Here is a 26013-nt window from a genome sequence, read left to right on the forward strand (position 1 = left end):
CCCCGAGGGTTGACCCGACACGCTTAATAGGCCGCGCTGCCGGTGCCTGCGGGCAATGCGCCATAGGGCAGCCAGATCGTCTTGGCCCGGCTGGCGCGGCGCATGAATTCGCGGCCCTGCGCCTCGGGCGCGGTCCAGTCCTGCCGGTCGGGGCACCAGACCGGGATCAGGGTTTCGGCGGCGGCGCGCTGCAGCTCGGCCAGCCCCTCGGCGCCCTGCCCGGCATGCCAGACCGCCGACACGCCGTCATGGCCGGCGAGCGCCCGGCCCAGATCGTCGCGCGGCCCGGTCACGATATTGACCACGCCCGCCGGCAGATCCGAACAGGCCAGCACCTGCGCCAGGGTCAGCGCCGCCATCGGTCGCTCCTGCGACGGGATCGCCACCACGGCGTTGCCCATCGCGATCGCGGGAAGCACCAGCGACACGAAACCGGCAAGCGAGGCCCGGCCCGGGCAGATCAGCCCCATGACGCCATGCGGCTCGGGCCGGATATGGGTCAGGTGACCGGGCCGGGCGGCAACCGTCGCACCGTCGTATTTATCGGCGAAACCGGCATAGAAAAAGCAGCGGCGGATGGCGGCATCGACCTCGGCCGGGCTGGCGAAACCGGCGAATTCGGACCGGCGCTGCGCCAGGTTCTCGGCCAGGAAATACAGCACCTGCGCCCGGCCATGACCGCCGAGTGCCTGCCATTTCGCAAGCCCCGCCTGCGCCGCCTCGACGGCATTGCGGATATCCTTGCGCCCGCCCAGCGGGATCAGCTCGTCCTGCGCGGCATAGCTGGCGCCGCCATCGGGACGTTTCTGCGCACCGCCGATATAAAGCTTCACCGTGCGGTCGATCCCCTTCATCGCGGCCGCGTCCTCGACCGCTGCGGCGATATCGGGGGGCGCGGGATCGCGCGGCGCGGGCGGGGCCGGCACGGCCAGATAGTCCAGCATCCCCTCGCGCCCGCCCTCGCGGCCATAGCCGCTGTCGCGGATGCCGCCGAAAGGCGCGGCCGCGTCAAAGACATTGGCGCAGTTGATCCAGACCACCCCGGCCCTGATCCGCGCCGCCGTGTCGGTGGCATTGGCCGCACTTTCCGACCAGACCGAGGCCGCCAGCCCGTAGCGTGTGTTATTGGCCAGATCGGCGGCCTCGTCGGGCGTGCGAAAGGTCGAGAGCGTGGCGATGGGGCCGAATATCTCCTGCACCATGCCGGGATTCGAGGGCGCGATATTGCGCAGATAGCCCGGCGCGACCCGGCAGCCCTGCCCCACCTGCCCGCCGATCAGCTCGGCCCCGGCGGCGACCGCCTGGTCCAGCAGGTCAAGAATACGCTGCTTCTGCACCGGATGGACGATGGCGCCGATATCGGTGGATTTGTCCAGGGGCGGGCCAGGGCGAAGCTTCTCCATCCGCGCGCGCAAAAGCGCCTCGAACCGTGGGGCGACCGATTCGGCCACGAGGATGCGCGAGCCCGCGCAGCAGACCTCGCCCTGGTTGAACCAGATCGAATCGACGACGCCCTCGACCGCGGCATCCAGATCGGCATCCTCCATCACCACAAAGGGCGATTTGCCGCCCAGTTCCAGTGTCAGCCGCTTGGCGGTTCCGGCAACGGCCCGGGCAATTTCGCGCCCCACCCCGGTCGAGCCGGTAAAGGCGATCTTGTCGACCGGCGCCCGCACCAGCGCCGCGCCGGTCGCGCCATCGCCGGTGACGATATTGACGACCCCGGCGGGCAGGCCGACATGGGCGCAGATCTCGGCGAATGCCAGCGCGGTCAGCGGCGTGTATTCGGCGGGTTTCAGCACCACGGTATTGCCGGCGGCCAGCGCCGGCGCCACCTTCCAGGCCAGCATCAGAAGCGGGAAATTCCACGGGATGATCTGGCCGCAGACACCCAGGGCCGCATGGCCGGGAAACTCGCTCTCCGCCAGTTCGGCCCAGCCGGCATGGTGATAGAAATGGCGCACGACCAGCGGGATGTCGGCGTCGCGGCTTTCGCGGATCGGCTTGCCGTTATCCAGCGTCTCGAGCACGGCCAGGAAACGCTCGCGCTTCTGGATGGTCCGCGCAATGGCATAGAGAAACCGCGCCCGGTCGTGGCCCGGCATCATGCCCCAGCCGCGTTGCGCGCGCCGCGCGGCGCGCACCGCCTTGGCCACGTCGCGCTCGCTGCCCTGGGTGACCCGGGCCAGTTCCTCGCCCGTGGCGGGGTCGGTGGTGGCAAAGACCTCGCCCGGGCGGGTGAACCGGCCGGCGATGAAATGGCCGAAGGTGGCGCGCTCGCGCAGCCAGTCGCGCACCGCCGAGGCATCCTCGACCGAGGGTCCGTATTCCATGTTTTCCATGATCTCGCCTATGCTTGGCGTCCTGTCCCGCATGCCGTCACCCCGCAGCCAGCCGATGCAGGGCGGCATAACGCCCCGTCACGTAATGAGAAATCTGCCGCTCGATATCCGCCAGCAGCGACGAGGCGCCGATGCGGAACAGATCCGGGCGCAGCCAGTCGCGGCCCAGTTCCTCGGCCATGAGCACCTGCCAGTTCAGCGCGTCCCTTGCGGTGCGCAGCCCTCCGGCCGGCTTGAAGCCCACGGCAAAGCCGGTGCGGTCGCGATAGTCGCGGATCGCGCGCAGCATGACCAGACTTACCGGCAGCGTGGCATTCACCGGCTCCTTGCCGGTCGAGGTCTTGATGAAATCGGCGCCGGCCTGCATGGCGACATGGCTGGCGCGCGCGACATTGGTCAGGGTCTTGAGCTCTCCGGTCGCCAGGATCGCCTTCATCAGCGCCGGGCCGCAGGTCTCGCGCATGGCGCGCAGCTCGTCATAAAGCGCGGACCAGTCGCCTTGCAGCACATGGGCGCGGCTGATGACGATGTCGATCTCGTCGGCGCCCTGATCCAGCGCATGGCGGATTTCGGCCAGCCGCAGGTCCAGCGGCATCAGCCCGGCCGGAAAGCCCGTCGCGACCGAGGCCACCGGGATGCGCGTGCCGCCAAGCGCCGCTTTCGCCGCCGCGACCATGGTCGGATAGACGCAGACCGCGCCGGTGGTCAGCCCTTCGATCCCCATGGCGGCCAGATGATCCGCCTCCAGCGGCCGGCGCGCCTTGGCGCAAAGCCGCGCCACGCGGTCGGGCGTGTCATCGCCCGAAAGCGTGGTCAGGTCGATGCAGCGCACCGCGTTCAGCAGCCATGCCGCCTGCCATTCCCGTTTCAGGCTGCGCCTTGCCGGCAGGCTGGCGGCGCGGCGCTCGGCCGCGGGGGTATTGACCGCGATCCGCGCGAACCAGTCGGGACGGAAATCGGTGCCGGGGTTCCTGCGCGGCATCGACTAGCGCCCCCGCAGCCGGTCCCACCGGCGCCGCAGCCAGCCGCGCGCCTCGCCCGCCTCGCGCAGGACATGGTCGCGGGCGGCGTCGGCGCGCGCGTCCAGCCGGTCCCATGCCTGATCGGCCGAGCGCACGGCCGGGTCGATGGTGCGTTCGCGGAACTGGTTCCACATCCGCCAGATCAGGAACAGGATCGCGCCCAGCACGGCCAGGATGATCTGCGCCCCCCAGTTGAAGGGCCGCTCATCCGGGCCGCTGACCGGCTTGATCGAAATCGCGTTGGGATAGATCGAGGCCCATGAGACCCGCCAGCCATAAGAGGTGATGCTGACCCATTGCGGATCGGCCGCGCTGGATTCCAGGTCGGTCGCCTCGGCCTGCAGGTTCGAGCTGTCATATTTGAAATAGGGCGGCCAGATCCAGCCGGTATCCTCGTTGCGATAGACATAGGGCTTGCCGTTCGGGCGCGCGGTATTGATGAAGCGCACGTCCCGCTGCCCCTGGGCGTTCTGCACCGTGCCGGTATCGGGCGAGGCGAAAAAGATCGCATTGGCGCCGATCTCGGTCAGCCGGTTATAGGCGTCGGTAATCCGCACCGTCTGTTTCGAGGGCAGCGAATAATCCAGGAACAGAAACACGGCAACGCCGAAGATCACCCCAAGAACGGTCAGAAACCAGCGCATTGCACCCCCTCAACTGTAATTCACGATAAAGATGATCACGACGATCGCGACCACCGGCAGCACCAGCACCAGCCCGACCAGCCGCGCCCGCAGGCTCTTGCTGAAACCCACCATCGAACGCCGCACGAACCTGTCGCGTTCCTCGGTCGGGCCGGCGCGGTCGGGATGACGGCGATCCCATTCCTCTTCCAGCGATTCGCGGCGCAGGCTGCGGACATAGATCGAGATCAGGACATAGAAGATCACCTCGACCACGAGAACCAGCCCGATCAGGCGAAGAAATGCGATCATCCGGTCGGTGCCTTTCGCTGTGCCATGGCCCATGGGTAAGGTCTTGGGGCCGGGTGTCAATCGCGCCATTGCGAGACGGCGGCAAGCGGCCTAGCCTTTCGCCATGGACAGCCTTCGCCTTGAGATCGAGAACCGCCGCGACGATCTGATCCGCCTGACGCAGGATCTGATCCGCATCCCGACGCTGAACCCGCCGGGCCGGCACTATCGCGAGATCTGCGACTATCTGGCCGCGCGCCTGACCGCCGGGGGCTGGACCTGCGAAATGATCCGCGCCCATGGCGCGCCCGGCGACAGCGAGGAATTTCCGCGCTGGAACCTGATCGCCCGCCACGACCCCGGCCGGCCCGGCGAATGCGTGCATTTCAACGGCCACCATGACGTGGTCGAGGTCGGCCATGGCTGGCGTCGCGACCCGTTCGGCGCGGAACTCGATCAGGGGCGCATCTATGGCCGCGGCGCCTGCGACATGAAGGGCGGCCTGGCCGCCGCCATCGTCGCCGCCGAGGCATTCGTGGCCCGGCACCCCGACCATCCCGGCCGGATCGAGATCAGCGCCACCGCCGACGAGGAATCGGGCGGCTTCGGCGGCGTGGCCTTTCTGGCCGAGCGCGGCGCCTTCGCCCATGTCGGCCATGTCATCATCCCCGAACCGCTGCACAAGGACCGCATCTGCCTGGGCCATCGCGGCGTCTGGTGGGCCGAGATCGAGACCCATGGCCGCATCGCCCATGGCTCGATGCCGTTTCTGGGCGACAGCGCCATCCGCCATATGGGCGCCGTACTCGACGAGATGGAGCGCAGGCTGTTTCCGCTGCTGCGCACCAGGCGCACCGACATGCCGGTGATCCCCGAGGGGGCGAAAAGCTCGACCTTGAACATCAACTCGATCCATGGCGGCGAGCCGGATCTTGGCCCCGGCTTCACCGGCCTGCCCGCGCCCTGCGTGGCCGACCGCTGCCGCATCGTGATCGACCGCCGCTTCCTGATCGAAGAGGACCTGGCCGAGGTCAAGCGCGAGGTGACGGCGCTGTTGGAAAAGGTCCGCGCCGAACGCCCGACCTTCACCTATGAGATCCGCGACCTGTTCGAGGTGATCCCCTCGATGACCGAACGCGGCGCGCCCGTCGTGCGCTCGACCGCTGCTGCCATCGAACGGGTGCTGGGGCGCGAGGCGGGCTATGTGGTCAGCCCCGGCACCTATGACCAGAAGCATATCGACCGCATCGGCAAGCTGAAGAACTGCATCGCCTATGGCCCCGGCGTGCTGGATCTGGCCCATCAGCCCGACGAATGGATCGGCGTGCAGGACATGCTGGATTCGGCGCGCGTCATGGCGCTGGTGCTCGATGATCTGCTGAACGGCGCCCCGCCCCCGCGCGGATAGGGGATTCCCCCCGCGCCGCCGCTATGGCATGATCGGGAAAAATCAACGAGCAGCAGCCATGTCACAGCGTTCCGCCTTGCCGCGCCTGTCGATCAGCGCCATCATCTTCTTTGCGATGATTACGCTTCTGGGCGTCTATTTCGCCTATACCGCCGTGCAGGGCCCTTCGGGGATCCTGCGGCGGGTGCAACTGGAGGCGGAAACCCGGCCTCTGGTCCAGCAGCGCGACAGTCTTCAGGCCGAGGTGGAGCGCATGCGCAACCTGACGCGGCGGCTGTCCGACGACTATCTGGACATCGATCTGCTGGACGAACGCGCCCGCGACGTTCTGGGCGTGATCCGCGCCGACGAGGTCATCATCCGCTGAGCGCGGCCCCCGCGACATGGCCGCCGGCGCCATCGGCGGGCGGGTTTTCGCATCTCGGCCGCCTGCCGATGCAGAAGGCTGGTTTACTTCCCCCGAAAGCTTGTCCTAAAGTTAGTTTAACGCTGAACTATTTTTCTTTCCCGCGCAGGAGGAGGCAAGCATGGTCAGAAAGCCAGCAGCCAGTAAAACGAGCCCCAACGTGTCCAAGGACGAACTGCTCCACTACTATCGCGATATGCTGCTGATCCGGCGATTCGAGGAAAAGGCCGGCCAGCTTTACGGCATGGGCCTGATCGGCGGCTTCTGCCACCTCTATATCGGACAGGAAGCCGTCGTGGTCGGCATCGAGGCCGCCGCGAAGGAAGGCGACAAGCGGATCACCAGCTATCGCGACCACGGCCACATGCTGGCCTGCGGCATGGACGCCCGCGGCGTCATGGCCGAGCTGACCGGCCGCGAGGGCGGCTATTCCAAAGGCAAGGGCGGCTCGATGCACATGTTCAGCCGCGAAAAGCATTTCTATGGCGGCCATGGCATCGTCGGCGCGCAGGTGCCGCTGGGCGCGGGGCTGGCTTTCGCCGACAAGTATCTGGGCAATGACAACGTCACCTTCACCTATTTCGGCGACGGCGCCTCGAACCAGGGCCAGGTCTACGAGACCTACAACATGGCCGAGCTGTGGGACCTGCCGGTCGTTTTCGTGATCGAGAACAACCAGTACGCCATGGGCACCTCGATGAAGCGCTCGACCAAATCGACCACGCTCTACGGCCGCGGCGAGGCTTTCGGCATTCCCGGCGAACAGGTGGACGGCATGGATGTGCTGGCGGTCAAGGCCGCCGCCGAAAAGGCCGTCGCCCACTGCCGCGCGGGCAAGGGGCCCTATATCCTGGAAGTCATGACCTATCGCTATCGCGGCCACTCGATGTCCGACCCGGCGAAATACCGCACCCGCGAAGAGGTCCAGAAGATGCGCGACGAACGCGATCCGATCGAACATGTCCGCGAATTGCTGCTGCAAGGGCAGCATGCCAGCGAAGACGATCTCAAGGCGATTGACAAGGAAATCAAGGAGATCGTGAACGAATCCGCCGAATTCGCCAAGGAAAGCCCCGAGCCCGCTCTGGAAGAGCTGTGGACCGATATCTACGCCGAAGCGGACGCCTGAGAGAGGGACTGAAAATATGGCAACTGAAATCCTGATGCCCGCCCTGTCGCCGACCATGGAGGAAGGCACGCTTGCGAAATGGCTGAAAAAGGAAGGTGATACGATCAAGTCCGGCGATATCATCGCCGAGATCGAAACTGACAAGGCGACGATGGAATTCGAGGCCGTGGATGAGGGCATCCTTGGCAAGATCCTGATCGCCGAGGGCAGCGAGGGGGTCAAGGTCAACACCCCGATCGCCGTGCTGGTCGAGGAAGGCGAATCCGCCGACGACATCAAATCGGCCCCCGCTGCCGAGGCCGCGCCGGCGGCAAGCGCAGCGCCACCCGCCCCGGCCGCCGCCGCGCCCGCATCCGCCCCGGAGACGCCCGCCGCCAATGCCAGCCCCGACTGGCCAGAAGGCACGGCGATGAAGACCATGACCGTGCGCGAGGCCCTGCGCGAGGCCATGGACGAGGAAATGGCCCGCGACGAGACCGTGTTCCTGATGGGCGAGGAAGTCGGCGAATATCAGGGCGCCTACAAGATCAGCCAGGGGCTTCTGGACAAATACGGCCCGCGCCGGGTCGTCGACACGCCGATTTCCGAGATCGGCTTTGCCGGCATCGGTACCGGCGCCGCGCTTGCCGGGCTGCGCCCGATCGTCGAGTTCATGACCTTCAACTTCGCCATGCAGGCGATGGACCATATCATCAACTCGGCCGCCAAGACGCTGTACATGTCGGGTGGCCAGATGGGCGCGCCGATGGTGTTTCGTGGCCCGAACGGCGCCGCCGCCCGCGTGGCCGCCCAGCACAGCCAGGATTATGCCGCCTGGTTCGCGCAGATCCCCGGCCTCAAGGTGGTGATGCCCTATTCGGCGGCCGATGCGAAAGGCCTGCTGAAGACCGCGATCCGTGATCCGAACCCGGTCATCTTCCTTGAAAACGAAATCCTTTATGGCCGCAGCTTCGAGGTGCCGGACCTCGAGGATTTCACCATCCCCTTCGGCAAGGCCCGCATCGCGCGGCCCGGCAAGGACGTGACCATCGTCAGCTTCGGCATCGGCATGAGCCACGCGCTCGCCGCCGCCGAGACGCTCGCCGGCGAGGGTATCGAGGCCGAGGTGATCGACCTGCGCACCCTGCGCCCGATCGACTATGGCACCTTGATCGACTCGGTGAAAAAGACCAATCGCTGCGTGACCGTGGAAGAGGGCTTCCCGGTGGCCTCGATCGGCAATCACCTCTCGGCCTATATCATGGAAAACGCCTTCGATTACCTCGATGCGCCGGTGATCAACTGCACCGGCAAGGACGTGCCCATGCCCTATGCCGCCAATCTTGAAAAACACGCGCTGATCACCGCCCCCGAGGTCGTGGAAGCCGTGAAAAAAGTCACCTATCGCTAAGGGGAGCGCACGAGATGCCAACAGAAATCCTGATGCCCGCCCTGTCGCCGACCATGGAGGAAGGCACGCTGGCGAAATGGCTGAAAAAGGAAGGCGACGAGGTCAAGTCCGGCGACATCATCGCCGAGATCGAGACCGACAAGGCCACGATGGAATTCGAGGCCGTGGATGAGGGCAAGCTGGGCCGGATCCTGATCGCCGAGGGCACGGCGGGGGTCAAGGTGAACACCCCCATCGCCGTGCTGCTGGACGAGGGCGAATCCGCCGATGATATCGGCAGCGCCCCCGCCCCGAAAGCCGAGGCGGCAGCAACCCCTGCGCCGGCGGCGGCATCCGCCCCCGCTGCGGCCGCTCCGGCGGCGGCCCCTGCCCCGGCGGCCCCGAAATCGGCCAGCGGCGGGCGGGTCTTTGCCTCGCCGCTCGCGCGCCGCATCGCCGCCGAAAAGGGCATCGACCTGGCCGGCGTGACCGGCTCCGGCCCGCATGGCCGGATCGTCAAGGCCGATGTCGAGGGCGCGAAGCCTGGTGCCGCCGCTCCGGCCGCAGCCGCCGCCCCGGCAGCCGCAGCCGCGAAAGCCGCCGCCCCGGCCGGCGCCTCGGCGGAGACCATCCTCAAGATGTATGCCGACCGCGACACCGAAGAGGTCGCGCTGGACGGCATGCGCCGCACCATCGCCGCCCGTCTGGGCGAGGCCAAGCAGACCATCCCGCATTTCTACCTGCGCCGTTCCGCGAAACTGGACGCGCTGATGAAGTTCCGTGGCCAGCTCAACAAGCAGCTCGAAGCGCGCGGGGTGAAACTTTCGGTCAACGACTTCATCATCAAGGCGTGCGCGCTGGCGCTGCAGGAGGTGCCGGATGCCAATGCCGTCTGGGCCGGCGACCGGATCCTGAAGCTGAAACCCTCGGATGTCGCCGTCGCGGTGGCGATCGAGGGCGGGCTTTTCACCCCGGTCCTGAAGGACGCGCATCTCAAGACCCTGTCGGCCCTGTCGGCCGAGATGAAGGATCTGGCCACCCGCGCCAAGACCAAGAAGCTGGCGCCCCACGAATATCAGGGCGGCAGCTTCGCGATCAGCAACCTCGGCATGTTCGGGATCGAGAATTTCGATGCCGTGATCAACCCGCCCCATGGCGCGATTCTTGCCGTCGGCACCGGCATCCAGACGCCGGTGGTCGAGGATGGCGAAGTGGTGATCCGCAATGTCATGTCGATGACGCTCTCGGTCGATCACCGGGTGATCGACGGCGCGCTTGGGGCCCAGCTTCTGGAAAAGATCGTCGCGCATCTGGAAAACCCGATGGGCATGCTGGCCTGATCCGGCCCGATCCGGGAACCGAACGGGGGGCCGCGACGGCCCCCTTTTTTATGCGCCGATATCGGGCGTCACTCGCCCGGTGCGGGTCCGGCCGAATTCAGCCCGATCCGCCGCCTGAGCCAGCCGGCCGCCCGCACCTGGCCGCCATGGACCAGCGAAAACAGCGAGGGCACGAATAGCAGCGACAGCAGCGTCGATAACAGCAGGCCGCCGATCACCGCGATCGCCATGGGCGCGCTGAACTCTGCCCCCTCGCCGGTGCCGAGCGCCGAGGGCACCATGCCCGCGGTCATGGCGATGGTGGTCATCACGATGGGCCGCGCGCGCTTGTGGACGGCGTCCAGGATCGCCTCGCTTTTCTCAACCCCGCGATCCATGGCGCTGATCGCGAATTCGACCAGCATGATCGCGTTCTTGGTCACGATCCCCATCAGCATCAGAAAACCGATCACCACCGCCATGCTGATCGAGTTTCCGGTCAGGAACAGCGCCAGGATCGCGCCGCCGATGGCCAGCGGCAGCGACATCAGGATCGAGACCGGCGTGACGAAATTGTGAAACAGCAGGACCAGCACGACATAGGTCAGCACCACGCCCGAGATCATGGCGACGGTAAAGGCCTCGAACACCTCGCCCATGATCTCGACATCGCCCGAGGGCTGGATCTCGGTCCCGGCGGGCATGTCGATCTGCTTCTGCAATTCGGTGACCCTGGCGCTGGCCGGCCCCAGCACGGCGCCATCGACCAGATTTGCCGAAACCGAGGTCCGATAGCGCCGGTCGTAGCGTTCGATTTCGGTCGCGCCGGCGCCGATCGAAATATCGGCGACGAGCTCCAGCGGCACCGGCCCGGCCGAGCTTGGCACCCGCAGGTTGCGCACCGTCATCATGTCATTGCGCGCCGTCTCGTCCAGCCGCACCATGATCGGGATCTGCTCGTCGCCGGTATTGAACTTGGCGAGATTCGATTCGATATCCCCCAGCGTCGCGATGCGCAGCGTCGTCGCCAGGGCGCTGGCGGTGACGCCCAGCTGGCTGGCAACCTCGGGGCGCGGCGTGATCTGGATCTCGGGGCGCTGCAGATTGGCCGATGAGGTCACGTCCTCCAGCTCCGGCAGGGTCTTCATCGCCCGCATCAGGCGCGCGGCGGCCTCGGACACGGCGGCCTCGCTGTCGCCCAGAACCGAAACCGACAGATCCGCATTGCCCTCCTGGTTCTGGAAGTTCAGGCGGATATCGGGAATGCCGGCAAGCTCGCGCTTGAGCTGGTCCTCGATGTCGAAACTGGACCTGTCGCGTTCGTCCTTTGGGCCGTAATTGAGCTTCAGCCGCGCGTCGGTGACATTGGCATCGCCGCCATCGGTAAAGACCGTGCGCACCTCGGGGAGGGCGCCGATCCGGGCCGAGATCATCCGGGCGGTCGCCTCGGTTTCCTCGATCGTGGCGCCGGGCGGCAGTTCGATGGTGACCTGGCTGCGGCCGATATCCTGCGCCGGCAGGAACTCGGTTGGCAGCAGCGTCGCGGAATAGATCGACAGCCCGAACACGGCCAGACCGATCAGCAGCGCCCGCCCGCGATGCCGCAGGGTCCAGCGCAGCACCGCCATCAGCGCGCGCAGCAGCGCGCCGTCGCGCGGTTCGGCATGGCCCATCCTGTCGCGCAGGAAATAGGCCGCCATCATCGGCGTGATCAGCCGCGCCACCAGCAGCGAGAACATGACCGACACCGCCACGGTCAGGCCGAACTGCTTGAAATACTGCCCCGGAACCCCGCCCATGAAGCTGACCGGGGCAAAAACCGCGATGATCGAGAAGCTGATCGCGATGACCGTCAGGCCGATCTCGTTGGCGGCCTCCATGCTGGCCTGATAGGCGGGCGCGCCATTATTGATATGGCGCACGATATTCTCGATCTCGACGATGGCGTCATCGACCAGAATGCCGGTGACCAGCGTGATCGCGAGCAGGCTGATGCCGTTCAGCGTGAAGCCCAGCCAGGACATGACAAAGAAGGTCGGGATGATCGACAGCGGCAGCGCCACGGCCGCGATCAGCGTCGCGCGCCAGTTGCGCAGGAAGATGAAGACCACGATGACCGCCAGCGCCGCGCCCTCGTACAATGTCTCCATGGTCGAGTTATAGCTGCCCAGGGTATGGGTCGTCGCGTCGTCGATCAGCGTGATGCTCGTGCCGGGATTGCGCGCCGCGATCTCGGCCACGCGCGCCTTGGTGCCGTCGCCGGCCTCCAGATCCGATTCGCCCTTGCCGCGAAAGACGCCAAAGGCGACCACGGGCTGGCCGTCCAGCAGCGCGAAGCTGCGCTCTTCGCTGGCACCGTCGCTGACCCTGCCCAGATCGTCCAGCCGCACCGTGCGCCCCTGCCCGATCAGGATCGGCGTGGCGGCAAGACGCGCCACGTCATCGGCCGATCCCAGGGCGCGGATGGAATATTCCGTGCCTGCCAGATCGCCGCGCCCGCCCCCCAGATCGATGTTCTTGGCCCGCAACTGCTCCGAGACCTCGGCCGCGGTCAGCCCGAAGGCCTCGATCCGGGCCGGGTCCAGATCGACATTGATCTGCCGGTCGGCGCCGCCGATCCGTTCGATGCTGGCGACGCCGGCGACGTTGGACAGGTCGCGCGCGATCACGTCATCGACGAAATCCGACAGCTCCTCGATGCTCTTGCCGGGATCGCTGACGGCATAGGTCAGGATCGCCATGCCGGTCACGTCAAGGCGCTTGATCAGCGGCTCGATGATGCTTTCGGGCAGGTCGGCGCGGACATTGGCCACCGCATCCTTGACGTCGTTCACCGCGCGGTCGCTGTCGACCTCCAGCTCGAACTCGACATAGATGCGCGCCGTGCTGTCGGTCGCGGCCGAGGTGATATGCCGCACGCCGGTGATGCTGGCGATGGAATCCTCGATCGGCTGGATCACCTGCCGGGTCAGTTCCGAGGGCGCGGCCCCCGGCTGCGAGATCACGACGCTGACCACCGGCAGGTCGATATTCGGCATCGCCGTGACCGCCATCCGGCTGAAGCTGTACAGCCCGACCATCAGCAGCACCAGAAAGGCCGCGATCGCGGGCACCGGCTGCCGGATGGACCAGGTCGCGAAATTCATGGCGTCTCACGCACGCGGTCGCCGCTGCTGAAAAAGGCACCGGCGCGGGCGATGACCTTTTCGCCCGGACGCAGCCCCTGCAGAATCTCGCGCCGCCCCTGCCAGATCAGGCCGGCGCGCACCTCGCGTGCCTCGACCAGACCATCGCTGACCACCTGTACCAGCTCTTTCGTGCCATCCGACAGGACGGCCGAACTGGGCACCGTCACCGCCTCGCGCCGGTCGGTGATGATCCAGCCGCTGGCGAACAGCCCCACGCGCAGACCCGGCTCCGGCTGCAGCGAGACCCGCGCGATGCCCAGACGCGTGACCGGATCGACCGCCGCCGGGATCAGCCGCAGGCTGCCCGTCACAAGGCCCAGCCCCGCGACCTGGATTTCCGCCGGATCGCCCGGCCGAAGCTGGTTCAGCGCGGTTTCGATCACATCCGCCGCCAGTTCGATCTCGCCCCCGGCAACCAGCGTGAAAAGCGGCTCGCCGCCGGTGCCGGAGAGCGTTCCCCGCTCGGCGCTGCGGCCAATGATCAGGCCGTCGACCGGCGCCACGATCCGGGTATAGTCCAGATTCAGCTGCGCCAGCCGCCGCGCCGCCTCGGCCCGCGCCAGTGCCGCCCGCGCCACGCCCAGCCCGTTCGAGGCCGCCTCGGACAGCGCCCGGGCCGAGGCTTCCGAGGCAATGGCCTGATCCAGAACCGCCTGGCTGGCATTGCCCGAACTGCGCAGGCTGCGCGTCCGGCCAAGCGCGGCGACGGCCTCGGTCAGCAGCGCCTCGGCATTGGCGATCTGGCTTTCGGCCTGCCGCACGCTGGCCTCGCCGCTTTGATATTCGGCCTCGGCCTGCGCCAGTTGGACTGTCAGTTCCGCGTCCGAAAGCCGGGCCAGCAGATCGCCCGCCTTGACCCTGTCGCCGATCTCGGCGCGGATCTCGGTCACCTCGTAGCCCGAGACATTGGCGTGGACCTGCACCTCGCGCCGCGCCACAAGCGAGCCGGAAACCGGAACCCGCGCGACGATCTCGGTCTGGCTGGCCGTGGCCAGCGTGACGATGGGCAGGTCGGTCCGCTCGACGGCATCCGCGGGTTCGGCCAGGGCCGCGCCATGGCTGACGACGACCAGCCCGAGGATCGCAAATGCGCCGCGCATGAGACGGCCCGCTGACTGCATCGTTCCAACTCCTCGTCACCTAGCGCGCAACATAGCGATGACGGGGGCCGGCAACAACGGTTACACGGTTTCAGAACGAAACGGTGACCCCCGGCAGGTTCAGCTCGGCGATCAGGTCGCGCAGTTCCTGCCGCGCGGCGATATTGGACATGTTGAGCTGCTCGGTGCCGACATCCTTGAGGTCCAGCAGCGTCAGGCCGCGCGGGAAAAGCTCGCGGAACACGACCCGCTCGGAAAAGCCGGGGGCGACGCGAAAGCCGATACGCCGCGACAGGACCGCCAGCGCGCCGCCGACCTTGCGCTTGTTATGCATGGCCTGCGTGCCCAGGCGGTTGCGCAGGACCAGCCAGTCGATCGGCCCGGCCCCGGCCTCGCCGCGCATCTGCCGCGCCGCCCAGACCATCTCGGCATAGATCGAGGGGCCGAGCACCTTGCCCTCGGGCGACATGCGCGCAAGCAGGTCGAAATCGATGAAACTGTCGTTCAGCGGCGTGATCAGCGTATCGGCCAGCGAATGGGCCATCTGGCTGAGCCGGGTATGCGAGCCGGGGCAATCCAGAAGGATGAAATCGCATTCCGCATCCAGCGCGGCGACGGCTTTCGACAGCGGATCGACGCCATCCGGGCCGCCGGCCTCCATATGGCCAAGGATCGGGGTCGGCAGGTCCAGCCCCGCCCGCGCGGTAAAGGCGGCGCGGTTTTCCAGATAGCGGCCAAAGCTGCGCTGGCGCACGTCCAGATCCAGCGCGCCCACCCGATGCCCCATCCGCGCCAGGGCGGTCGCCACATGCATCGAGGTCGTGGACTTTCCCGAACCGCCCTTTTCGTTGCCGACAACGATGATATGCGCCACGAATCCCCCTGAACCTGCTGGCGAAAGCGCCCGGAACATAGGCCGCGCCCAAGCCGAAGAAAAGCGCCCGGCAGCAGGCAAAGCCGCCTTGCGCGATCTTTTTGCCGCCCGGGGCAGCACCCGCCCATGTATCAGATCTGTCCGGCAAGCTGTTGTTCCGGCTTTATTCCCGGCCATGCCACAAACGAAAAGCGCCGCCCCGAAGGGCGGCGCTTCGCATCTGCGGCGGGCGCATGGCTCAGAAGCCGAGACCCGCGTATTTGTTCTTGAACTTCGACACGCGGCCGCCGGTGTCCATCAGCTTGGCCGAGCCACCGGTCCATGCCGGGTGCGAGTTCGGATCGATGTCCAGCGACATGGTGTCGCCTTCCTTGCCCCAGGTCGATCGCACCTGATAGATGGTGCCGTCGGTCATCTTGACGTCGATCAGGTGATAATCGGGATGGATATCTGCTTTCATGGCGCCTCTCCTTAAGCCTTGGCTTCGGCTTTGGGCTTGTAGTTGGTGACCTCGGCGATGCGGGCCGATTTGCCGCGACGATCACGCAGGTAGTACAGCTTGGCGCGGCGGACGCGGCCACGGCGCAGGACGGTGATCGAATCGATATTGGTCGAGTAAAGCGGGAAGACGCGCTCGACGCCCTCGCCGAACGAGATCTTGCGGACGGTGAAGGAGGCGCCGATGCCGCCGCCCTTGCGCGAGATCACCACGCCTTCATAGTTCTGGACGCGGGTGCGGGTGCCCTCGGTCACTTTATAGCCGACGCGCACGGTGTCGCCGGCCTTGAAATCCGGGATGTCCTTGCCGAGCGCTTCGATCTGCTCGGCTTCGAGTTGGGCGATCAGGTTCATCGCATTAATCCTCTGTCTGCTCGCGGTAGTCCCGCGATTGGTCTGATGCGCCCGAGAGCTGTCGGTCCTTTGCCGGGTCCATATCGCGGCTTTCGCGATATGCCCGCCACAGGTCGGGGCGGCGTTCCTTGGTCAGCCTTTCGGCCATGTCCTGCCGCCAACTGGCAATAGCCGCGTGATTACCCGATAGCAGAACTTCCGGGATCGCGCGGCCTTCCCAAAGGGCGGGCTTCGTATATTGCGGGTGCTCAAGCAGACCTTCGGAAAAGGATTCCTCGGCCAGCGATTCCTGATTCCCCAGCACGCGCGGTATAAGGCGAACCGTCGCGTCGATCAAGACCTGAGCCGCCAGTTCGCCGCCGGTCAGGACATAATCGCCGATGCTGATCTCTTCGACCCCGTGGGCGTCCAGCACGCGCTGATCGACCCCCTCGAACCGGCCGCAGATCAGCGTCATGCCCGGCCCCCGCGCCAGTTCGCGGGCGCGGGACTGGCTGAAGGGCTTGCCCCGCGGCGACAGATAGATCACCGGCAGATGCGAGCCCGCCTCGCGCAGGGCGGCATCCATGACATCGGCGCGCATCACCATGCCCGCGCCGCCACCCGCCGGCGTGTCATCGACATTGCGATGCCTGCCGATGCCAAAGGGGCGCAGATCGGTGGTGCGCAGGTTCCAGAGCCCCTCGGCGAGCGCCCTGCCTGTCAAGGAAAGCCCCAGAACCCCCGGGAACGCCTCGGGAAAAAGCGTGATGATCTGCGCGGTCCAGGCGCCGCTGACCTGCGGCTCGGCCATCAGGTCGCGGGGCTGCTTGCTGGCGCGGATCGACAGCCGGCCATGGGATTTCGCAACCGCCGGCACCGGGGCCTCGGGGTCGGGCCTGTCGGTCATTCGTCCTCGCCCGGCGGATCGGCGATGATGCGGCCCGCCGTCAGATCGACGGTCGGCACCGCCTCTTTGGTAAAGGGCAGCAGCAGGGTCTGCTTGCGCCCCGCGCCGAAGATTTCCAGGATATCGCCCGCGCCATGGTCATAGATCGCGCGGACCTTGCCCAGCAGAACGCCGCCGGTGTCATAGACCGAAAGCCCGATCAGGTCGGCATGGTAGAATTCGTCGTCGGGCAGCACCGGCAGCCGCGCACGGTCGGCCCAAAGGGTCACGCCCCTGAGCGCCTCGGCCGCCTCGCGGCTCTCGACCCCCGAGAGCCGCGCGCCGAGGCCGCCCGTCACCGGCCGCGTCAGGCGAACGGTGAACGAGCGCTTGCCATCCTCGGTCCAGAGCGGGGAATATTCGGCAATATCATTCGGTTGCGAGGTAAAGCTTTTCAGCCTGACCTCGCCCCGGACGCCAAAGGCGCCGGCGATGGCACCGACACAGACCCGCTCGGCCACGGATTATTCCGAAGCGGCTTCTTCGGCGGGCGCCTCGGCCGGGGCTTCGGCGGGGGCATTGGCGGCGGCTTCGCGCTCGGCGCGCTTGGCGGCGCGTTCCTGGGCGTTCTTGCCCGGCTCGCCCTTTTTCAGGTTCTTGCGCTCGGCCTTTTCACGGATGCCGGCGGCTTCGAGGAAGCGGGCGATGCGGTCGGTGGGCTGGGCGCCCTGGCTCAGCCAGTACTGCACGCGCTCGAGGTCCATCTTGACGCGCTCTTCGCTGTCCTTCGGCAGCAGCGGGTTATAGGTGCCCAGTTTTTCCAGAAAGCGGCCGTCGCGCGGCATGCGCGAGTCGCTGGCCACGATCGAATAGAACGGGCGTTTTTTCGAGCCACCACGGGCCAGACGGATTTTCATTGCCATTGCGTTTTCTCCTTTGAAATGGCGGGTTTGGCGGGGAAACCCCACCTAGGATTGGAAGGTTTCATGATGGCGGATCACCTCGGCAATCACGAAATTCAGGAATTTGCGCGCGAATTCCGGGTCCAGATCGGCCTCGCGCGCGAGGCGTTCCAGCCGCCTGATCTGCTCGGCTTCGCGCGAGGGATCGGACGGCGGAAGGTCGTGTTCGGCCTTGAGGCGGCCGACGGATTGGGTGTGCTTGAAGCGTTCGGCCAGCGTATAGACGAGGATCGCGTCCAGCCGGTCGATGCTGTCGCGATGTTCCCTGAGCAGGGCTGCGGCGCGGTTGATCGGATCGGTCATGCGCGGGTCGCTCCGGTTCTGGGGGCGAAAGCGGGGGCTGTCTGCCCCCGCACCCCCGAGGATATTTGCGTGAAGAAGAAAGCGCGCATCATGCGGCCCCTTTCGGGTGGCGGTAGATCAGACATGGCGTCCTGCGCAGTTCCGTCTCGCGCTCGACAACCGCGCCCATGCGTTCGGCGAGACGGCGCGAGCGGGTATTGTCGGGATGGATATGGGAAATCAGCGGACCCAGCCCCATCCGGCCCTGCGCATGGTCGCGGGCAGCCATCGCCGCCTCATAGGCGATGCCCCTGCCCTCGAAACCGTCATAGATATGCCAGCCCAGTTCCGGTTCCGACCAGTCGATGTGATTGATGACACCGACACGCCCCGCCGGCCGGCCGGTGGCGCGGTCCTCGACCGACCAGAGGCCATAGCCGCGCAGCAGCCAATGGCCGATGCCACCGGTCAGCGCGCCCCAGTTCTGCCATTCCTCGAACGGGCCGCCGATGAAGCCCGAGCGTTCGGACCGGCCGAAGGCGTTCATCGCGTCCCAATCGGACAGGCGCGGCTCGCGCAGCACCAGCCGCCCGGTTTCGAGCAGCGGCACGTCAACAAGAAGGGTCGCGGTCTGGGTATGCATCTGCGGGCGATCGGCTTATTTCTTGCCGAAAAGGCCCGAGAGGCCGCCCGGAAGGTTCATCTTGCCCAGATCGCCGCCGAGCCCCTTGGGGTCCTGCAGCATCCTGGTCGCCTCGGCCATCTTGGCCGGATCGACATCGCCCATATCGGGCAGCCCGCCGCCCTTGCCAGCCATGGCGCGCATCGCCTGCTTGAGCATCCCGCCCTTGCCCATCTTGCCGAGTTTCTTCATCGTATCAGCCATTTGCTTCTGCATCTTGAGAAGCCGGTTCAGCTCGGACACCTCCATGCCTGCGCCTGCGGCGATGCGTTTCTTGCGGCTGGCCTGCAGGATGTCGGGATTGGCGCGTTCCTTTTTCGTCATCGAATTGATCAGCGCGATCTGGCGGCGCAGCGCGGTATCGTCCAGACCCGCCGCCTCGGCCTGCTTGGCCATTTTGCCCATGCCCGGCATCATCTGCATGATCGAGCCCATGCCGCCCATCTTCATCATCTGTTCAAGCTGGTTGCGAAGGTCGTTCATGTTGAACATGCCCTTCTGGAAGCGCTTCATCATGCGCTCGGCCTGCTCGACCTCAAGGACCTCCTGAGCCTTTTCGACCAGCGCCACGATATCGCCCATGCCGAGGATGCGGCCGGCGATGCGCTGCGCGTCGAACACCTCGATCGCATCCATCTTTTCGCCAAGGCCGACGAAACGGATCGGCTTGCCGGTGACGGCGCGCATCGACAGCGCCGCGCCACCGCGCCCGTCGCCATCCATGCGGGTCAGCACCACGCCCGAGATGCCCACCTTGCCGTCGAATTCGGTTGCGACATTCACCGCGTCCTGACCGGTCAGGCCATCGACCACCAGCAGGGTCTCGCGCGGGTTCGCCACGTCGCGGACGGCCTGGACCTCGTCCATCAGGAGCTGATCGATATGCAACCGGCCCGCCGTGTCGAGCATATAGACGTCGTAACCGCCAAGGCTGGCCTGCTGCCTGGCGCGCTGCGCGATCTGCACCGCCGTCTGGCCGGGCACGATGGGCAGGGTATCGACGCCGATCTGCTGACCGAGAATGGCAAGCTGTTCCATCGCCGCCGGGCGGTTGGTGTCGAGGCTGGCCATGAGGACGCGCTTTTTCTCGCGGTCCTTCAGGCGTTTGGCCAGTTTCGCGGTGGTCGTGGTCTTGCCCGAGCCCTGAAGCCCGACCATCAGGATCGGCGCGGGCGGGTTGTCGATCCTGAGCGCCTCGGGCGCTTCTTCGCCCTGCAGGACCCTGATCAGCTCGTCATGGACGATTTTCACCACCTGCTGGCCGGGGGTGACGGATTTGGTGACGGCGGCGCCGGTGGCCTTGCCGGTGACCGATTTCACGAAGCTGCGCGCGACGGGCAGCGAGACATCGGCCTCAAGCAGGGCCACGCGCACCTCGCGCATGGCGGCGGTGACGTCATCCTCGGACAGGGCGCCCTGTTTCGTGAGGCGGTCGAAGACGCCGCCAAGGCGATCTGACAGATTCTCGAACATGGCGGGCCTCCTGAGGTCCGTTGCAAATGAGTGACGCCCCCGTGGGCGCAACGCGCTGACGGGGGGCGATCCCCGCAACCAACGGGGACCGGAAGGATGCGCCTTCCGGGGATTGCGCCATCAGATAGGCAAAAACCGGGCCGGTGTCAACGCAGGAGCCCGGCAGAAGCGCGCTTTCGCGCGGCAGTGCCGAAGCGAAGGGTTTGCCGTTGCGCGCGGGATGCATTATGGCATGGCGGCCATTGGCGGGCCGAGGGCCGCAGCCGGGCCGGTGCTGATCGACGAAAGGTTCGTGCAATGGCCGGAATCGCCGCCCGGGCCGAAAGGCCCGCCCCCATCCCCCATACCCGCCGCGAATCCCTGCGCGGGCATGTCGCGATGCTGGTTTTCTCGGTCCTTATCGCGGGGTCGTTTTCGCTGGGCGCGCGGGTCGCGAATCTGATCGACCCGGTGGCAATCACCGCGATCCGTTTCGTGCTGGCGTCGATCGTGGTGGCGCTCTACGCGGTGCTGGCGGGGCCCGGCCTGCCGCGCCACGCCTTTGCCGCGCCCTGGCGCTATCTGATCCTGGGCGGGCTTTACGCCGCCTATTTCGTTCTGATGTTCGAGGGGCTGAAAACCGCCCTGCCGGTCTCGACTGCCGCCGTCTTTGCGCTGACGCCGCTGATGACGGCGGGATTCAGCTGGCTGCTGCTGCGCCAGATCGCGGGCGCGCGCATGGCCACGGCGCTGGTGCTGGGCGGGCTGGGCTGTCTCTGGGTGATCTTTCGCGGCGATCTGGCGGCCATGGCGCGGCTGGATTTCGGCCGGGGCGAGGCGATCTATCTCCTGGGCTGCGCGGCGCATGCGCTCTATACGCCGATGGTGCGGCGGCTGAACCGGGGCGAGCGGCCGGTGGTCTTTACCTTCGGCACGCTGGTCGCGGGCACGCTGGTCCTGCTGATCTGGGGCTGGGGCGCGATCCGCGCCACCGACTGGATGGAACTCCCGGCGCTGGTCTGGATCACGCTGTTCTATGTCGCCGTCTTCGCCACCGCCGCCACCGTCGTCCTGGTGCAGTTCGCCGCCTTGCGCCTGCCCGCCGCCAAGGTCATGGCCTATACCTATCTGACCCCGGTCTGGGTCATCGCGCTGGAAGGTTTGCTGACCGGCGCCCTGCCCGGGCTGATCGTCCTGCCCGGCATTACGGCGATCATGCTGGCGCTGCTCCTGCTGCTCAAGGACTAAGGGAAACCGCCCCGCCGCCCGGCTTGCCATCATGCGCCATGACGGCTAATCGGTTGGCATGTCCTTCCCGATCGACGCCCCATGCTGATTTTCCTTGGCCCCCGGATCGTGCTGCTGTCGGTGCCCAAGACCGGCACCACGGCGCTGGAAGAGGCGCTGGCGCCGCTCGCCGAGATCGCCTTTCGCGCGGAGCCCAGCGTCAAGCATCTGAACCTGCGGCAATACCGGAACCGGATCCAGCCCCTGATCGCGCGCCGCGACCGCCCCGCCTTTCAGACCGTGGCGGTCGTGCGCGAGCCGCTGGACTGGCTGGGCAGCTGGTACCGATACCGCCGCCGCGACGCGTTGATCGGGCATCGCAACAGCACGGCAGGTATCGATTTCGAACAGTTCGTGACCGCCTATCTGCAACCCGATGGCCCGCCGCCCTATGCCCGGCTGGGGCGGCAGTCCGAGCTTCTGATCGACCATGACGGCCGCGTCGCCGTCGATCACATCTTTCGCTACGAGGCCATGCCGCTGCTGGTCGATTTCCTGTCCGAGCGGCTGAACCACCCGATCACGCTGGAGCGCGTCAATGTCTCGCCCGCCGCCGCGCTGGAACTGACACCCGCCACCAGGGAACGCCTGCGCCGGGAACTGGCCGGGGATTATGCGATCTGGCAGGCCGCCCGTCACGCCGGGGAATAAAGCACCCGCGCCCGCTCTTCGAAGGCGCGGACGATACGTGACATGGCCTCGCCAAAGACGACGCCGATGACCTTGCCCAGAATGGCATTGCGGAACTCGAAATCGACGAAGAAATCCACCTTGCAGCTGGGTCCGGCGCCATTCCCGGCCGCCAGATCGGAAAAATTCCAGCCGCTCCTGAGATATCTGAACGGCCCATCCAGATATTCGGTGTCGATGCGCCTGCGCTCCGGCCACAGCGTCACGCGGCTGCCGAAACGTTCGCGAAACACCTTGAAGCTGATGACCAGATCGGCCTCGATCAGCTCGCTGCCCGGCTCGGGGCCGGGCTTGCGGGCGCGGATGCGGGCGGCGGTGTTCCAGGGCAGGAATTCGGGATATCTTTCGATATCGGCCACCAGTGCATACATCTGGTCAGAGGTATAGGGCAGGATTCGGCTGTCGCTATGCTGAGGCAATGGGGTGTTCCGGCGTATTCGTGTCGGGGCAGCACTAGCAAAGGAAGGGGCGGATGAACAACCTCCTGTGGCTGATCCGGGCATCCCGCTGGGCGCGAAACCCGCCCAGGGCACGCATGGTCATGCTGGTTCTGGCGATCATCGCCCTCGGCCTGGCGCTGAAGGGTCTGGAATATTGGGGGCTGATGCCCGAATGGGCCAGCATGGAGCGGCCGCCGCGCGGCATCCGGCTTGAGCGATAGTCCCGCATCGCCGCGCCGCCCGATCGCCGGTCTGCAACGGCTGTCGCCCGCACGGGCGTCCGGTCATTCCCACTCGATGGTGCCGGGCGGCTTCGACGTGATGTCATAGGTGCAGCGGTTGATGCCCTTGACCTCGTTGATGATCCGCGTCGCCGTCTCGCCCAGGAACTGATGCGTGAACGGGTAATAATCCGCCGTCATCCCGTCGACCGAGGTCACCGCGCGTAAGGCGCAGGCATAGTCATAGGTCCGCCCGTCGCCCATCACGCCGACGGTGCGCACCGGCAGGATGGCGACAAAGGCCTGCCAGATCTCGTCATAAAGCCCGTGCTTGCGGATCTGGTCGATGAATACGGCATCGGCCTTGCGCAGGATGTCCAGCTTGTCGCGGGTGATCTCTCCGGGGCAGCGGATGGCAAGGCCCGGCCCGGGAAAGGGATGGCGGCCGATGAACTGCTCGGGCAGGCCCAGTTCACGGCCCAGGGCGCGGACCTCGTCCTTGAACAGCTCGCGCAGCGGCTCGACCAGTTTCAGGCCCATCTTCTCGGGCAGGCCGCCGACATTGTGATGCGACTTGATGGTGACCGAGGGACCGCCCGAAAAGCTGACGCTTTCGATCACATCCGGATACAGCGTGCCCTGGGCCAGAAACTCGGCGCCGTCGATCCTGGCCGCTTCGCGCTGGAAGACGTCGATGAACAGCTTGCCGATGGTCTTGCGCTTGACCTCGGGATCGCTGACCCCTTCCAGCGCGCCGATGAACAGATCGGCCTCATCGGCATGGATCAGCGGGATGTTGTAATTGTCGCGGAACATGGCCACGACCTCTTCGGCCTCGTTCAGCCGCAACAGCCCGTGATCGACAAAGACGCAGGTCAGCTGATCGCCGATCGCCTCATGGATCAGCACCGCGGCGACCGAACTGTCGACGCCGCCCGACAAGCCGCAGATCACCCGCTTGTCGCCGACCTGTTCGCGGATCTTGCGGATCGCCTCGTCGCGATAGCTCGCCATGGTCCAGTCGCCGGAAAAGCCGGCCAGCCGCAGGAAATTCTCAAGCATCAGCCTGCCATTCGGCGTGTGATGCACCTCGGGATGGAACTGCACGCCATAGAAATGGCGCGTCTCATCCGCGATCATCGCAAAGGGCGCATTGGGCGAGGTGCCGATGACCTCGAATCCCGGCGCAAGGCGGGTGACGCGGTCGCCATGGCTCATCCAGACCTGCTCGCGCCCGCCCTCGCCGAACAGCCCGGCAAAGATGCTGTCCTCGCGATGCCCCTCGGCCGGCGACACGAAGGCCCGGCCATATTCGGCATGATGCCCGCCCTCGACCGCGCCGCCAAGCTGCGCGATCATGACCTGCTGGCCGTAGCAGATGCCAAGGACCGGCACGCCCATCGACCAGAGCCCGTCCGGCGCACGCGGCGAGCCCTCGCGCGTCACGCTGTCCGGCCCGCCCGACAGGATCACCGCGCGCGGCGCCATCTCCGCCAATATGGCGTCCGAGACATTCTGATAGGGGCGGATTTCGCAATAGACGTTCAGCTCGCGCAGACGGCGCGCGATCAGTTGCGTCACCTGGGAACCGAAATCGATGATGAGAAGGCGCTGATGCTGGGTCATGTGCTGCCTTTAAGCCGCGCCCCGACGCTTCGCAAGGGCCGGCCGCGAACCGCCAGGGGATCGGCCCGCGGAACAGGGCGCTGCCCGCGCGGCCGGCGGGACTTCTTCTTCATCCAAATATCCATGCGGCCGCGCCGCCGGCCCGGTCAGCGCCAGAGATGCGTCAGCGCCGCGACAGGATCGGACTCGGCCCAGATCTCCGGGCCAAGCGCCAGGAAATCGGTGATCGGGGCAAGCTGACCGATCAGGGCGGGGCTCAGCGCCCCCTCGGCCACGACCGGGATCTCGATCATCTCGGACCACCACTCGAACAGATCGGCCCCGGCCATCGCCCCATGCCCCAGAGCGGTTTCGCCGCATGGGCCGAAGCTGACGTAATCCGCGCCGGCCTCGGCCGCGTTCATGCCGTCATGGCGCGAGATGCCGCAGAAGGCGCCGACAATGGCATCGGCGCCAAGCTCCTTGCGGGCATGGCGGACACTGCGCGCGCCGTCGCGCAGATGCACCCCGTCCAGCCCGTGGCGCAGCGCCAGCCGCACATGATCGTCGATCACCACCGCCACGTCGCGGGCATGGGCGATCTCGCGCGCCAGATCGGCGATGCGGCCCAGATCCTCCTCGGTGCCGGCGCCGGGAATGCGCAGGCAGGCCACGGGAAAGCGGTCCATCACATCCGCCAGCAAGGGCCCCAGGCTCGAGGCCGCCGCCCCGACCGGGGTGATCAGATAAAGTTGCGGCGAATTGGGCTGCTCTGTCATGGTGCTGTCATCCTGATACCTGCTACGCAGATAGCGCAGCGTGGCGCGCCTTGCCAGTGGCCCGCGGCAAGGATATTGCCGCGCGCATGGAACCTGCGATCATCCTGATCCGCCCGCAGATGGGCGAGAATATCGGCGCGGCCGCCCGCGCCATGCTGAATTTCGGCCTGACCGACCTGCGTCTGGTGGCGCCGCGCGATGGCTGGCCCAATCCGAAGGCGGTCGCCATGGCCTCGGGCGCCGCCGCACGGGTATTGGACCGGGCGCGCGTCTTCCCGACCCTGCCCGAGGCCATGGCCGATATCGACCATGCCTATGCCACCACCGCGCGCGGCCGCGAACTGACCAAGCCGGTCCTGACCCCCGCCACCGCCATGGCCGATGGAAGGCAGCGCACAGCAAACGGCGAGCGGATCGCGGTCATCTTCGGACCCGAGCGGGCGGGCCTCGAAAACGACGACGTGGCGCGCGCCAATGCCATCATCACCGTGCCGGTCAATCCCGATTTCGCCTCGCTCAATCTTGCCCAGGCGGTGCTGCTGACCGGCTATGAATGGGCGCGCGAGAGCCTGCCGCCCGAGCCCGCCCCGCATGGTCGCCGCCCGGACAACGAATCTCCCGCGACGCGGATCGAAATCGAGAAACTGGCCGATCACTGGGAAGAGCGCCTGACCGAGGCGGGTTTCTTCTTTCCGCCCGAAAAGGCGCCGGCGATGAAGCTGAGCCTGCGCAACCTCTGGTCGCGCCTGGCGCTGACCCGCGCCGATACACGCATCTTTCACGGCATGCTGCGGCAATTGATCCGCCGCGATTGATTGATTT

The 26013-nt window shown here is 66.6% G+C and carries 27 protein-coding genes; 9 read left to right on the top strand and 18 right to left on the bottom strand.

Annotation, left to right across the window (positions count from 1 at the left end; translation table 11 throughout):
- Positions 1 to 23: 23 nt before the first annotated feature.
- Genes IT41_RS02140 through IT41_RS02155 form a run of 4 tightly spaced genes read right to left on the bottom strand, consistent with a single transcriptional unit; the run spans position 24 to position 4299 of the window.
- Positions 24 to 2342: an aldehyde dehydrogenase family protein gene (locus IT41_RS02140; protein WP_231564674.1), complete on the bottom strand. Its 2319-nt coding sequence runs from the start codon at positions 2340 to 2342 to the stop codon at positions 24 to 26.
- Positions 2343 to 2379: 37 nt separating this feature from the next.
- Entirely contained in the window at positions 2380 to 3324 is a 945-nt protein-coding gene (gene deoC, locus IT41_RS02145; protein WP_036738422.1) for a deoxyribose-phosphate aldolase, read from the bottom strand.
- A 3-nt stretch (positions 3325 to 3327) separates the two neighbouring features.
- The gene (locus IT41_RS02150; RefSeq protein ID WP_036738424.1) at positions 3328 to 4008 is read right to left on the bottom strand and encodes a DUF1523 family protein; all 681 of its coding nucleotides are present in this window, start codon (positions 4006 to 4008) and stop codon (positions 3328 to 3330) included.
- 9 nt (positions 4009 to 4017) lie between these two features.
- Positions 4018 to 4299 carry a hypothetical protein gene (locus IT41_RS02155; RefSeq protein ID WP_036738579.1) on the bottom strand — a complete coding sequence of 94 codons (282 nt, stop codon included), beginning with the start codon at positions 4297 to 4299 and terminating at the stop codon, positions 4018 to 4020.
- A 103-nt stretch (positions 4300 to 4402) separates the two neighbouring features.
- Between IT41_RS02155 and IT41_RS02160 the strand changes: the two genes are divergently transcribed.
- The 5 genes from IT41_RS02160 (at position 4403) to IT41_RS02180 (ending at position 9930) form a co-directional block, all read left to right on the top strand.
- A complete protein-coding gene (locus IT41_RS02160; RefSeq protein ID WP_036738426.1) occupies positions 4403 to 5686 on the top strand; it encodes an acetylornithine deacetylase/succinyl-diaminopimelate desuccinylase family protein in 1284 nt (427 codons plus the stop codon).
- 58 nt (positions 5687 to 5744) lie between these two features.
- The gene (locus IT41_RS02165) at positions 5745 to 6053 is read left to right on the top strand and encodes an FtsB family cell division protein (protein ID WP_036738428.1); all 309 of its coding nucleotides are present in this window, start codon (positions 5745 to 5747) and stop codon (positions 6051 to 6053) included.
- Between the two features lie 160 nt (positions 6054 to 6213).
- The gene (gene pdhA / locus IT41_RS02170; RefSeq protein ID WP_036738430.1) at positions 6214 to 7221 is read left to right on the top strand and encodes a pyruvate dehydrogenase (acetyl-transferring) E1 component subunit alpha; all 1008 of its coding nucleotides are present in this window, start codon (positions 6214 to 6216) and stop codon (positions 7219 to 7221) included.
- Between the two features lie 16 nt (positions 7222 to 7237).
- Positions 7238 to 8611, top strand: a complete 1374-nt coding sequence (locus tag IT41_RS02175) for a pyruvate dehydrogenase complex E1 component subunit beta (RefSeq protein ID WP_036738432.1) — start codon at positions 7238 to 7240, stop codon at positions 8609 to 8611.
- Between the two features lie 14 nt (positions 8612 to 8625).
- Complete coding sequence (locus IT41_RS02180; protein WP_036738435.1) at positions 8626 to 9930, top strand: pyruvate dehydrogenase complex dihydrolipoamide acetyltransferase; 1305 nt, start codon at positions 8626 to 8628, stop codon at positions 9928 to 9930.
- 68 nt (positions 9931 to 9998) lie between these two features.
- Here IT41_RS02180 and IT41_RS02185 read toward each other — a convergent pair whose 3' ends face one another.
- From IT41_RS02185 to ffh, 11 genes are all read right to left on the bottom strand, one after another.
- Positions 9999 to 13055, bottom strand: coding sequence for an efflux RND transporter permease subunit (locus IT41_RS02185; RefSeq protein ID WP_036738438.1), 3057 nt, complete (start codon positions 13053 to 13055; stop codon positions 9999 to 10001).
- Complete coding sequence (locus IT41_RS02190) at positions 13052 to 14218, bottom strand: efflux RND transporter periplasmic adaptor subunit (protein ID WP_036738440.1); 1167 nt, start codon at positions 14216 to 14218, stop codon at positions 13052 to 13054. The genes IT41_RS02185 and IT41_RS02190 overlap by 4 nt, the downstream gene beginning before the upstream one ends.
- Before the next feature lie 70 nt (positions 14219 to 14288).
- Positions 14289 to 15071 carry a division plane positioning ATPase MipZ gene (locus IT41_RS02195; RefSeq protein ID WP_036738443.1) on the bottom strand — a complete coding sequence of 261 codons (783 nt, stop codon included), beginning with the start codon at positions 15069 to 15071 and terminating at the stop codon, positions 14289 to 14291.
- A gap of 238 nt (positions 15072 to 15309) precedes the next feature.
- Positions 15310 to 15531 carry a 50S ribosomal protein L31 gene (gene rpmE / locus IT41_RS02200; protein WP_036738446.1) on the bottom strand — a complete coding sequence of 74 codons (222 nt, stop codon included), beginning with the start codon at positions 15529 to 15531 and terminating at the stop codon, positions 15310 to 15312.
- Positions 15532 to 15542: 11 nt separating this feature from the next.
- Complete coding sequence (rplS, locus tag IT41_RS02205; RefSeq protein WP_036738449.1) at positions 15543 to 15923, bottom strand: 50S ribosomal protein L19; 381 nt, start codon at positions 15921 to 15923, stop codon at positions 15543 to 15545.
- Between the two features lie 4 nt (positions 15924 to 15927).
- A complete protein-coding gene (gene trmD / locus IT41_RS02210; protein ID WP_052081232.1) occupies positions 15928 to 16812 on the bottom strand; it encodes a tRNA (guanosine(37)-N1)-methyltransferase TrmD in 885 nt (294 codons plus the stop codon).
- Entirely contained in the window at positions 16809 to 17312 is a 504-nt protein-coding gene (gene rimM, locus IT41_RS02215; protein ID WP_036738451.1) for a ribosome maturation factor RimM, read from the bottom strand. Before rimM ends, trmD begins: the two co-directional genes overlap by 4 nt.
- A gap of 3 nt (positions 17313 to 17315) precedes the next feature.
- Positions 17316 to 17714, bottom strand: a complete 399-nt coding sequence (gene rpsP / locus IT41_RS02220; protein ID WP_036738452.1) for a 30S ribosomal protein S16 — start codon at positions 17712 to 17714, stop codon at positions 17316 to 17318.
- Positions 17715 to 17759: 45 nt separating this feature from the next.
- Complete coding sequence (locus IT41_RS02225; protein WP_036738453.1) at positions 17760 to 18056, bottom strand: chorismate mutase; 297 nt, start codon at positions 18054 to 18056, stop codon at positions 17760 to 17762.
- Positions 18057 to 18144: 88 nt separating this feature from the next.
- Complete coding sequence (locus IT41_RS02230; protein WP_036738454.1) at positions 18145 to 18678, bottom strand: GNAT family N-acetyltransferase; 534 nt, start codon at positions 18676 to 18678, stop codon at positions 18145 to 18147.
- 15 nt (positions 18679 to 18693) lie between these two features.
- The gene (gene ffh, locus IT41_RS02235; RefSeq protein WP_036738455.1) at positions 18694 to 20190 is read right to left on the bottom strand and encodes a signal recognition particle protein; all 1497 of its coding nucleotides are present in this window, start codon (positions 20188 to 20190) and stop codon (positions 18694 to 18696) included.
- A 297-nt stretch (positions 20191 to 20487) separates the two neighbouring features.
- Between ffh and IT41_RS02240 the strand changes: the two genes are divergently transcribed.
- The gene (locus IT41_RS02240) at positions 20488 to 21417 is read left to right on the top strand and encodes a DMT family transporter (RefSeq protein WP_036738456.1); all 930 of its coding nucleotides are present in this window, start codon (positions 20488 to 20490) and stop codon (positions 21415 to 21417) included.
- 81 nt (positions 21418 to 21498) lie between these two features.
- Positions 21499 to 22107, top strand: coding sequence for a sulfotransferase family 2 domain-containing protein (locus IT41_RS02245; RefSeq protein WP_036738458.1), 609 nt, complete (start codon positions 21499 to 21501; stop codon positions 22105 to 22107).
- Here the strand turns inward: IT41_RS02245 and IT41_RS02250 are convergent.
- Positions 22092 to 22565 carry a type II toxin-antitoxin system RatA family toxin gene (locus tag IT41_RS02250; protein WP_036738459.1) on the bottom strand — a complete coding sequence of 158 codons (474 nt, stop codon included), beginning with the start codon at positions 22563 to 22565 and terminating at the stop codon, positions 22092 to 22094. The genes IT41_RS02245 and IT41_RS02250 overlap by 16 nt on opposite strands.
- 53 nt (positions 22566 to 22618) lie before the next feature.
- Here IT41_RS02250 and IT41_RS02255 point away from each other — a divergent pair, with 53 nt between their 5' ends.
- Positions 22619 to 22807 carry a hypothetical protein gene (locus IT41_RS02255; protein ID WP_036738460.1) on the top strand — a complete coding sequence of 63 codons (189 nt, stop codon included), beginning with the start codon at positions 22619 to 22621 and terminating at the stop codon, positions 22805 to 22807.
- A gap of 63 nt (positions 22808 to 22870) precedes the next feature.
- Here the strand turns inward: IT41_RS02255 and guaA are convergent, their stop codons facing one another.
- Both guaA and IT41_RS02265 read right to left on the bottom strand, forming a co-directional pair.
- A complete protein-coding gene (guaA, locus tag IT41_RS02260; protein ID WP_036738461.1) occupies positions 22871 to 24433 on the bottom strand; it encodes a glutamine-hydrolyzing GMP synthase in 1563 nt (520 codons plus the stop codon).
- 146 nt (positions 24434 to 24579) lie between these two features.
- Positions 24580 to 25191: a thiamine phosphate synthase gene (locus IT41_RS02265; protein WP_036738463.1), complete on the bottom strand. Its 612-nt coding sequence runs from the start codon at positions 25189 to 25191 to the stop codon at positions 24580 to 24582.
- Between the two features lie 86 nt (positions 25192 to 25277).
- Between IT41_RS02265 and IT41_RS02270 the strand changes: the two genes are divergently transcribed.
- Positions 25278 to 26006 (top strand): RNA methyltransferase, encoded by a 729-nt coding sequence (locus tag IT41_RS02270; protein ID WP_175496364.1) that lies wholly within the window; start codon positions 25278 to 25280, stop codon positions 26004 to 26006.
- Positions 26007 to 26013: the final 7 nt, after the last annotated feature.

Source organism: Paracoccus halophilus (assembly GCF_000763905.1).
In the GTDB taxonomy this organism is placed as follows: Bacteria; Pseudomonadota; Alphaproteobacteria; order Rhodobacterales; family Rhodobacteraceae; genus Paracoccus; species Paracoccus halophilus.

Coding starts and splice junctions, on each gene's coding strand:
- IT41_RS02140 (WP_231564674.1), bottom strand. CDS start 2,342: ATGGAAAACATGGAATACGGACCCTCGGTCGAGGATGCCTCGGCGGTG.
- deoC (WP_036738422.1), bottom strand. CDS start 3,324: ATGCCGCGCAGGAACCCCGGCACCGATTTCCGTCCCGACTGGTTCGCG.
- IT41_RS02150 (WP_036738424.1), bottom strand. CDS start 4,008: ATGCGCTGGTTTCTGACCGTTCTTGGGGTGATCTTCGGCGTTGCCGTG.
- IT41_RS02155 (WP_036738579.1), bottom strand. CDS start 4,299: ATGATCGCATTTCTTCGCCTGATCGGGCTGGTTCTCGTGGTCGAGGTG.
- IT41_RS02160 (WP_036738426.1), top strand. CDS start 4,403: ATGGACAGCCTTCGCCTTGAGATCGAGAACCGCCGCGACGATCTGATC.
- IT41_RS02165 (WP_036738428.1), top strand. CDS start 5,745: ATGTCACAGCGTTCCGCCTTGCCGCGCCTGTCGATCAGCGCCATCATC.
- pdhA (WP_036738430.1), top strand. CDS start 6,214: ATGGTCAGAAAGCCAGCAGCCAGTAAAACGAGCCCCAACGTGTCCAAG.
- IT41_RS02175 (WP_036738432.1), top strand. CDS start 7,238: ATGGCAACTGAAATCCTGATGCCCGCCCTGTCGCCGACCATGGAGGAA.
- IT41_RS02180 (WP_036738435.1), top strand. CDS start 8,626: ATGCCAACAGAAATCCTGATGCCCGCCCTGTCGCCGACCATGGAGGAA.
- IT41_RS02185 (WP_036738438.1), bottom strand. CDS start 13,055: ATGAATTTCGCGACCTGGTCCATCCGGCAGCCGGTGCCCGCGATCGCG.
- IT41_RS02190 (WP_036738440.1), bottom strand. CDS start 14,218: ATGCAGTCAGCGGGCCGTCTCATGCGCGGCGCATTTGCGATCCTCGGG.
- rpmE (WP_036738446.1), bottom strand. CDS start 15,531: ATGAAAGCAGATATCCATCCCGATTATCACCTGATCGACGTCAAGATG.
- rplS (WP_036738449.1), bottom strand. CDS start 15,923: ATGAACCTGATCGCCCAACTCGAAGCCGAGCAGATCGAAGCGCTCGGC.
- trmD (WP_052081232.1), bottom strand. CDS start 16,812: ATGACCGACAGGCCCGACCCCGAGGCCCCGGTGCCGGCGGTTGCGAAA.
- rpsP (WP_036738452.1), bottom strand. CDS start 17,714: ATGGCAATGAAAATCCGTCTGGCCCGTGGTGGCTCGAAAAAACGCCCG.
- IT41_RS02225 (WP_036738453.1), bottom strand. CDS start 18,056: ATGACCGATCCGATCAACCGCGCCGCAGCCCTGCTCAGGGAACATCGC.
- IT41_RS02230 (WP_036738454.1), bottom strand. CDS start 18,678: ATGCATACCCAGACCGCGACCCTTCTTGTTGACGTGCCGCTGCTCGAA.
- ffh (WP_036738455.1), bottom strand. CDS start 20,190: ATGTTCGAGAATCTGTCAGATCGCCTTGGCGGCGTCTTCGACCGCCTC.
- IT41_RS02240 (WP_036738456.1), top strand. CDS start 20,488: ATGGCCGGAATCGCCGCCCGGGCCGAAAGGCCCGCCCCCATCCCCCAT.
- IT41_RS02245 (WP_036738458.1), top strand. CDS start 21,499: ATGCTGATTTTCCTTGGCCCCCGGATCGTGCTGCTGTCGGTGCCCAAG.
- IT41_RS02255 (WP_036738460.1), top strand. CDS start 22,619: ATGAACAACCTCCTGTGGCTGATCCGGGCATCCCGCTGGGCGCGAAAC.
- guaA (WP_036738461.1), bottom strand. CDS start 24,433: ATGACCCAGCATCAGCGCCTTCTCATCATCGATTTCGGTTCCCAGGTG.
- IT41_RS02265 (WP_036738463.1), bottom strand. CDS start 25,191: ATGACAGAGCAGCCCAATTCGCCGCAACTTTATCTGATCACCCCGGTC.
- IT41_RS02270 (WP_175496364.1), top strand. CDS start 25,278: ATGGAACCTGCGATCATCCTGATCCGCCCGCAGATGGGCGAGAATATC.